This window comes from Paracoccus sp. JM45 (assembly GCF_003590715.1).
GTDB lineage: Bacteria > Pseudomonadota > Alphaproteobacteria > Rhodobacterales > Rhodobacteraceae > Paracoccus.
The window spans coordinates 375,596-382,780 of record NZ_QQVY01000002.1 but is presented as its reverse complement, the minus strand read 5'-3'; the positions used below and the strand labels follow the sequence as shown (position 1 = coordinate 382,780).

Below are 7,185 nucleotides of genomic sequence, written 5' to 3'. Positions count from 1 at the left end.
ACCTTCGCCTTGAACTACGCAGAATAGCGCTTTCGTTTCGTCATCTCAGGTCAGTCCTTCGTCAATCGCTAAAGCTTAGCAACTGGTCCGAATTCCTGCGACCACCTCTTACGTTGGCTGGTCCAAGGCGACCGACCGCGACGCCTATCTGCGCAAGCTGAACGACGGCGATCTGATCATGATCTACGGTGCCAGCACCTCCGAGACCGACAAGGCCGAACGTTCCTACGTTCTGGGCTTCCTCGAAATCGAAGCGCGCCCGATCCGCGATGAGGACAAAGCATCGGACGTCGGCATGGCGCGTAAACGCGAGCGAGGTTGGTTGGGCCGATGGAGCCACGCCATTCCAGTGCGCCGCGCATGGCGTACCGAGGAGAAGCTGCTGATCAGCCAGATCGCCTATCGCTCTTATCGCGCTGAGGCTGGGCAGGCGCTGGCCGTTCACGGAGCGGACCTAGATGACGACGAGATCGAACAGGCCCTGAAGATCAAGGTTCGGGAGGTCAATGTCTTCGGTGACCCCCCGGTGGAAACGCAGCAGGCAGAAGCGGTCCCGTTTAGCAACGTATTCAAACCGTCTCGGGCTTTTCCTGGCAGCCACGGCGAGCGCACAGCCACCTATCAGGATGGCGAGACCTACGTCTACCTCGCTGTTTTTGACGGCGACGGGCATGCCCTTCTCGATCGGCAGAGAGAGTTCGGAGACAAGGCTGTTGCCATGAAAATCGGTGTTTCGAACGACGTAAAGCGTCGACTGTCGGAATTGAACGAGGGCATTCCCCCAGCCGCCCGCGGCAAATGGACGATCAGCATGATCTCTCAGGCCTTCACCAACAAGGAATCAGCTGCAACGAGCGAAGCGATCTTCAAGCAACATGCGGTACCTCGACTGGAGAGCTTGGGCCGAGAGTTCTTCTGGGGCAGGCTCGACGACGCTAATTCCGTCTTTTGTTCACTGCCCGGCATGGCACGTTTTTCGAGAAAGTAAGGTGTCGTCTTCCTGTGATGTCGTGCTGGTAGGCAACCTTCTTCCACCGCAGCAAGCTAAATGTGCCATGCACGTCGGTGCGCTCTGGTTGGCAAATATATTAAAGCCGCTTGGTCGTGCTTCGGATCCTTATGAAATGTCGTTTCCGAAATCGGTATTTACGTTCTGTGCTAAGCATCAACGTCCGCAATGGGAGTTGGACCGGCCATCCGCTGCGGCGTGTTGCGAAGGTCGGCTCTGGGCCTTGAAGACTACCTCACCGAATGGCTGAAACGTCCCGCACAAAGGGCTCTCATGCACGACGTAGCAAAAGGACGCTTTTGTCACGCCTCGTTCGGGCAGAGGCAGTTTCTTTGACCAAAAAGGAAGAACTATCTGGTGCTTTTCATCGGTGTAAAACGACAAGCTACTTTTCCATTCAGATGACGTGATATCAGATACTTATGCTGTTTTCCGTCAATGAACCTTTCCCTTCTCGCCAAGGTAATATTCTTCGTTTTAATAGCGAAGGTGATCCATCGGTGATTGATGGATGCACCGGCGAACACGGCGGATAGCCGACCTTCGCCGCGTTCCGCACCGATATCCGCTATGCGGACAAAGTGAGCTTTCGCTGCGGCTACTACAATGACAGCTTCCGATTGTGCTATTCTGTCATCGACACGGTGATCCCACCATCAACGCCGAACTACTTGGAGGAAAGCCTCAATATGATAGCTTACGTCACCGTTGGAGCAGACGACATCGCGAAGGCAGAGCGCTTCTACTCGGCGTTCCTCCCAGCTCTGGGCTACGGGCTCGAAGAGTATCAAGGAGACCTGAGCTACATCTTGCCTACAGTGCCAGGTCAGCCCCCCGTTCAGCCAGATTTCTACGTCAAATCCCCCTTCAATGGGCAATCTGCGTCGGCTGGGAACGGCGTCATGGTCGCGTTTCAGGCGCGATCACAAAGCCAGGTTCGTGACCTTCATGGCGCAGCGCTGGCCGCAGGCGGCTCCGACGATGGGCAGCCTGGTTTTCGTCCGTTATACGGCCCCCACTTTTATGTAGGCTATCTTCGTGACCCGCACGGCAACAAGATCGCGCTGTTCTCCAGTGACCCGAATGAACCTGGGCGCGATGAATTACACGGAAGCTGACATTCGCCCCACGCGCAGCATTAGCAAACTTTGGGCTCTAAGCGGGCAATCGCTGCGCGGCGCTCGAAGGTCCGCTATGGGCCGAAAGCATCATGCTAGTTTGCATGGGACATCGGTCCATTTTCCGCAACGCCGCATGATTGCTGCGACCCCTTGGCCTCAATTCTTACATGCCGTCTGAACATCGGCCTTGTATGCAAAAGAGGTCCTCAGGCCGGTTGAGGAAATTCAAACTGGCGAAAAAGGAAGAATAGTTGTCGAAAAAGGACAAGTATAGTGACGAATTACAAATATTGTAAAACGACAAGCTACTTTGCCTTTCTGATGACGTGATATCAGATACTTATGCTGTTTTCTGTCAATGAACCTTTCCCTTCTCGCCAAGGTGATATTCTTCGTTTTAATAGAGGAGGTGATCCATCGGTGATTGATGGATGCACCGATGAACAAGGCGGGCGGGAAGCGGCCTACCGGCGATGCAACGAACCAGTGGCTCAGAACGCCGAAACTGCCATTCTGCCTCGGAACAGTGTTACGAACGTCTGACATAAGCGAAAGGCGGTTTCCCCCAAATCGACCCGGCGACTGACGGCCGGGGCGGATAAGGGGTATGATGCTGCTTAGTTCGTCTCCGACCCCAGGAAGGCCTGCGCCCCCCCCACATGTCGCGCAGAAATTACGATACTCAGCGATCGACAGGCGCACGACCCGACATCAGGGATACGCCTTATCGATCAAGTCTTGAAAGCGGATCAAGGAGGCCTTCGGCCGGGCCAAGACAGGCGGCGGCATGGCGCAAACTGTATATTGCAAAGTCGAACGGGTGCGATCCCACTTCATTTTGACGATGGCCGCCAATAACCTGGCCCGACTACCCAGATCGCTGAGGGCATGAAGCCAGAGGCGACTGCATGGGGGTGAAAATCTCGGCCCCCTGTTGACCAGCGAAGGTTGCATTCACCAGATCGGCAGAACAACGTTCCCGAGCGTCGACTATTTCAGCAGCCTGCTAGGTTCGATCTGCGTCAAATAGTGTAGGTCCTACAACGAACGATTTTGGTAGGCACTAGACCCGAAAGGACGCGCATCAGGCTTTCTCGTCACTTAAGTGAAAATTTCATGACCCCAGGTAGCCATCGATGGTTTGCTGCAGTCTTCGTGAAATCGTATCTGCAGAAACACCTAGGAGCTTTGCAGTCTTGCGAGTGCTACGTTGACCAGCCCCAATATAAGTGGCGCGAACACAATCGTTCGAGATGTTGCGACAGTGGTTTCCCGATGCCACTTTGCCAAAAACTGGTTGAACAATTGCTGAGATAAATAAGCGACGCTTGTGAAAAATAGCCGCAATGTACCGGATCGTCATGCCTGCAGCATATTGCTCAATAATAAGTTGCTCTGGTTTCAAGCCCTCGCTCGCCGCCAGAGCGTATGCGTTGCGCGGATCCTTTTTCAAGAGCTCTGACATTCGCCTTGCTCGCTGATCGCTTTGATACGTCTTCCCGCCAGGAAGAAGCAATTCTGGAGCGATTTCGGGCAGAGCAGGATAGAGCGGATGGGGCAGGAGATAATGCAGGTTTGGCTGACTTCGGCAGTATTTAGTAAACAACTCGGCTGACGGCGGAATTCCTACCATTTCCCCTCCTAGATGCTATGGCTCACCGCGGGTCCAAATCTGACAACCACATGATATATCTTACTTTATTACGTTGATTGCATGATTCGTATATGTTATCTTTTCACTACTATCGGTTCTCCACTACACCAGATGTTGGGAATTCGGATGCGCTTGGACATAGAACGCCACGACGAAGTGAAACGTAAGTTGCGTGTGCTGCGCGTGACCTTTGTCGACATAGCTGCCGAGCTAGGATGCAGATCAAGCTTTGTGACTATGGTCAGTCAAGGACATCGACGTTCAGAACGGATCGAAAAAGCTATTGCGGACCATCTGAAGCTAAATCCAAGAGAAATCTGGCCTGACCGTTATCCTGCAAAGTAGAAAGGAGTGTGATCATGACCGTTTAATAAAAAATGACCTCGAAAGCTTGCGCTCCCGAGGTCGGATCACGATTGGTACTCGTCCTCCGATCTTTATGCGACAGCTTCAAAAAGTCAAGGCAGCGCACCGCTTCAAGCGGCGCCTGATCCATGTTTCATGTCAAAGGAGGCACGCCCTTGGGTGATCGGTCGTGAGCGACCGGTCGCCGGGCTGACACATCATGATCAATAACAAAATCGACATTTACGAACCGCCATCTCGCAGTCTTTCTGCACGAATGCCGCCGGCGCGGTCACGTGGCAGCAGTCGGGGGCTGATTACAGCTCATCTTCCGGAAGATTCGGGACCACGGCACTTTGTGTTTGAGAGCAAGCTGGAGCAAAAGGTATTCTACTTGCTCTCTGGGCGTAGTGACATCGTCAATATCCATGAGCAATCAGCCCCCATTTCCTACCGAAGTCGCCAAGGCTGCCTAAAAAAGCATTTCCCAGACTTCTTGGTAACACAGCGATGCGGGACCAGATTGGCGATAGCAGTAAAACCTCATCGTCTCGTCGAACGTACCTGCTTTCGTGACGAACTTGCCCTCATTCGCATAGATATGCCTCTTAGCTATGCGAAGGAACTGGTTCTTATTACCGAACAGAGCTTTGCACCTTGCGAGGCTAGAAATGCAGAACGGTTCCATGAATTTCGTCGACATACAGATCCGGAAGCCGACGCAAAAATTTTAGACCTTTTGGCAAATTTGAATACGGACATCACCATTGCTTCTTTAGTCGCGTCCAGCGGGCTAGAGGGACGCGGTTTTCGTGCGATTTTCCGGGCTGTCTACATGGGACTAGCGAGTACGATCGGTAAAGTGGACATCCGTCCCTCGACGGTTATCCATGCGGAGGTTGGCAAATGACTGTCCGTTTCCGCCTTTCTCCAACCGATTGCGTCTGCATCTCGGGTGTTAAGCACAGAGTTCAGTCTCAGTGCTCATCCGGAATTATTTTGGAACGCATTGAAGACCCAAATATTAGCCGATCATACACACATAGCGAAATTATAGACCTTCTTGCCGCGCCAGATGTAGCCTTTTTGCGCGGGGAATTCACCGCATCTTCGGCAGCACGTCGTCTTCGCGGTGATACCCGATACTTATCATCTCTACCGGCGAAACACAGCGAGCGGCTACTGTGGCAGGCTGCATGGGTAGAGTTGTTTTTATTTGCCGAACGACAGGGTGAAGTGAAGAGAACGGAAAGGTCTGTAATTAAAAGCCTTCCGTCTATGACCAACCGCATCAACGATGAAGATTACCGCCGGCAGTATTTTGGGAAACAGCGGCGCGTAGGTTTCGAACTGAAATCGCGACAAGCACCTTGTCCGAAATCACTGCTCTCATGGGTAAGGCAGTACGAGAGATACGGAGGAACACCGTTGGCGCTGATGCGCAAACAGCGCTCTCCATCGAGTTATTACATTCATTTCCAGCAGGAAGAAAAGGAACTCCTCACAGAATGCGTTGCAAACTATCTGGATCTCAGGCGGCCGACAAAAACGAAAATCGCTAGTGATACGCGCCAGATATTTACAGAGTGCAATATCGAACGGGTGCTACACGGCAAACGGCCCCTCAAAATTCCTTCTATCCGGACCGTGGAAAGGCGCATTGGACAGTTGGATCCGTTCGAGATTACCGTGCAGCGTCACGGTATCGAATACGCGAAGCACAAGTTTAGTTTTTATGAAAACGGAATCCTTGCTGAGCATCCGATGCAGCGGATCGAGATGGACGACTGGGAAATTGATCTCATGTCGCTTCTTGGCGAAAGCGGTGCGCTTGATCGTTTTTCTTCAGAAGAGCGGGCACGTTTGGATGTCGGGCGTCGATGGCTCTGTCTTGCGATCGATTGTGCGACCCGATGCATTGTCGCATTTCGCCTGACTGAAAAGCCTGAGACGGAAAACGCGCTGGCGGTGCTGCATCTGATCACCCAAGACAAGACCCCCATTTCGCAAGCCGCAAATTGCTCTTCGCCTTGGAATCAATATGGTGGTATCGGCACCGTCGTCACCGATCAGGGTGTAACTCTTACTGCAAAATTAATTCGGATGGCAGTCAGCGATTTGGGTGGTACCTATGAGGCTCCCGCTGCTGGGCAGCCGAAGTTGCGAGCTCGGGTCGAAAGGATCTTTAGAACATTGGGTCAGCAGCTCGCTCCAATGCTGACCGGACGAACCTTTGGCAACCCAAGAGAACGAGGCGATTACCCGTCGGAAAAACTTGCCGCACTGACAGATGATGATTTGGCGCAAATCATCACTCTCTTTATCGTCGATATTTACCACAAATCACCGCATGCAGGATTGGGCGGGGAAACCCCAGAAAATGCTTGGAAGCGGCTTGCTTCCGAACAAGGGGTCACGCTACCGCCGGATGCCAACAACCGACGAGCGGTGTTTGGGCTCGAACTCGAGCGAAAACTATCCCGCCATGGCGTTCGCGTGTTTGGGATAAACTACACCAGCACCAAGCTACAAGAAATGCTTCTTCACAGCAGACAGCGGGATGTGAAAATTCGTGTCGACCCACTTTCTCTGACATATATTTCGGTTTGGATCGGCAACAAATGGTATACTGCTGAAGCTGTGAACCAAGCGGTATGGGCGCTGTCTCTTGAAGAATGGCAATCGATTGTTCGAAATTTGCGGACCAGCTTCAAGGACCAAGCCCAACTCTCCGTGCAGGACATTTGGGATGCTCGTCAAAAGATCAAGACAATTGACACGCGCGCACAGGCGCTCAGAAGAATTATGCCAAATCAGTTGTCCACGGCTGATCTGGAACGTGCCGAACGCCATTTATTCATGGGCATTAGCATCGGGCCTGAAGGAACATGCGCGAGTGGTGCTCCAGCCGTCGGCACAGGTGATCTGCTGAATGATGTGATTCATTCGCAAGTATCGATATCGCCGACTGATCATTGCAATGACAATGACACTCGCATTGATCCCAGTACAGATCCTTCGCCTAGCTGGAGGGTTTCACGTGACTGACACTGGTC

The 7,185-nt window shown here is 52.6% G+C and carries 6 protein-coding genes and 1 pseudogene; 6 read left to right on the top strand and 1 reads right to left on the bottom strand.

Translation table 11 applies throughout. The annotated features are described in order from the left end of the window. The first annotated feature begins 178 nt into the window (after positions 1-178). The 3 genes and pseudogenes from DWB67_RS05570 to DWB67_RS05560 all read left to right on the top strand — a co-directional run. Positions 179-988, top strand: a complete 810-nt coding sequence (locus DWB67_RS05570; protein ID WP_255418558.1) for a GIY-YIG nuclease family protein — start codon at positions 179-181, stop codon at positions 986-988. A 602-nt stretch (positions 989-1,590) separates the two neighbouring features. After that, entirely contained in the window at positions 1,591-2,127 is a 537-nt protein-coding gene (locus DWB67_RS05565; RefSeq protein WP_370453570.1) for a VOC family protein, read from the top strand. 564 nt (positions 2,128-2,691) lie between these two features. After that, positions 2,692-3,022 (top strand): annotated as a pseudogene (locus DWB67_RS05560) (IS5/IS1182 family transposase); the annotation flags it as partial. Between the two features lie 222 nt (positions 3,023-3,244). Here DWB67_RS05560 and DWB67_RS05555 read toward each other — a convergent pair. Beyond that, positions 3,245-3,763 carry a hypothetical protein gene (locus DWB67_RS05555; protein WP_147385912.1) on the bottom strand — a complete coding sequence of 173 codons (519 nt, stop codon included), beginning with the start codon at positions 3,761-3,763 and terminating at the stop codon, positions 3,245-3,247. An 81-nt stretch (positions 3,764-3,844) separates the two neighbouring features. Between DWB67_RS05555 and DWB67_RS18600 the strand changes: the two genes are divergently transcribed. The 3 genes from DWB67_RS18600 to DWB67_RS05540 all read left to right on the top strand — a co-directional run bounded on the left by DWB67_RS18600 (position 3,845) and on the right by DWB67_RS05540 (position 7,177). Further along, on the top strand, positions 3,845-4,129 hold the full coding sequence (locus tag DWB67_RS18600) for a helix-turn-helix domain-containing protein (protein ID WP_370453569.1): 285 nt from the start codon (positions 3,845-3,847) through the stop codon (positions 4,127-4,129). A 220-nt stretch (positions 4,130-4,349) separates the two neighbouring features. After that, positions 4,350-5,039 (top strand): hypothetical protein, encoded by a 690-nt coding sequence (locus DWB67_RS17850; protein ID WP_147385911.1) that lies wholly within the window; start codon positions 4,350-4,352, stop codon positions 5,037-5,039. 89 nt (positions 5,040-5,128) lie between these two features. Further along, positions 5,129-7,177 carry a Mu transposase C-terminal domain-containing protein gene (locus DWB67_RS05540; protein WP_220475098.1) on the top strand — a complete coding sequence of 683 codons (2,049 nt, stop codon included), beginning with the start codon at positions 5,129-5,131 and terminating at the stop codon, positions 7,175-7,177. Positions 7,178-7,185 lie beyond the last annotated feature (8 nt).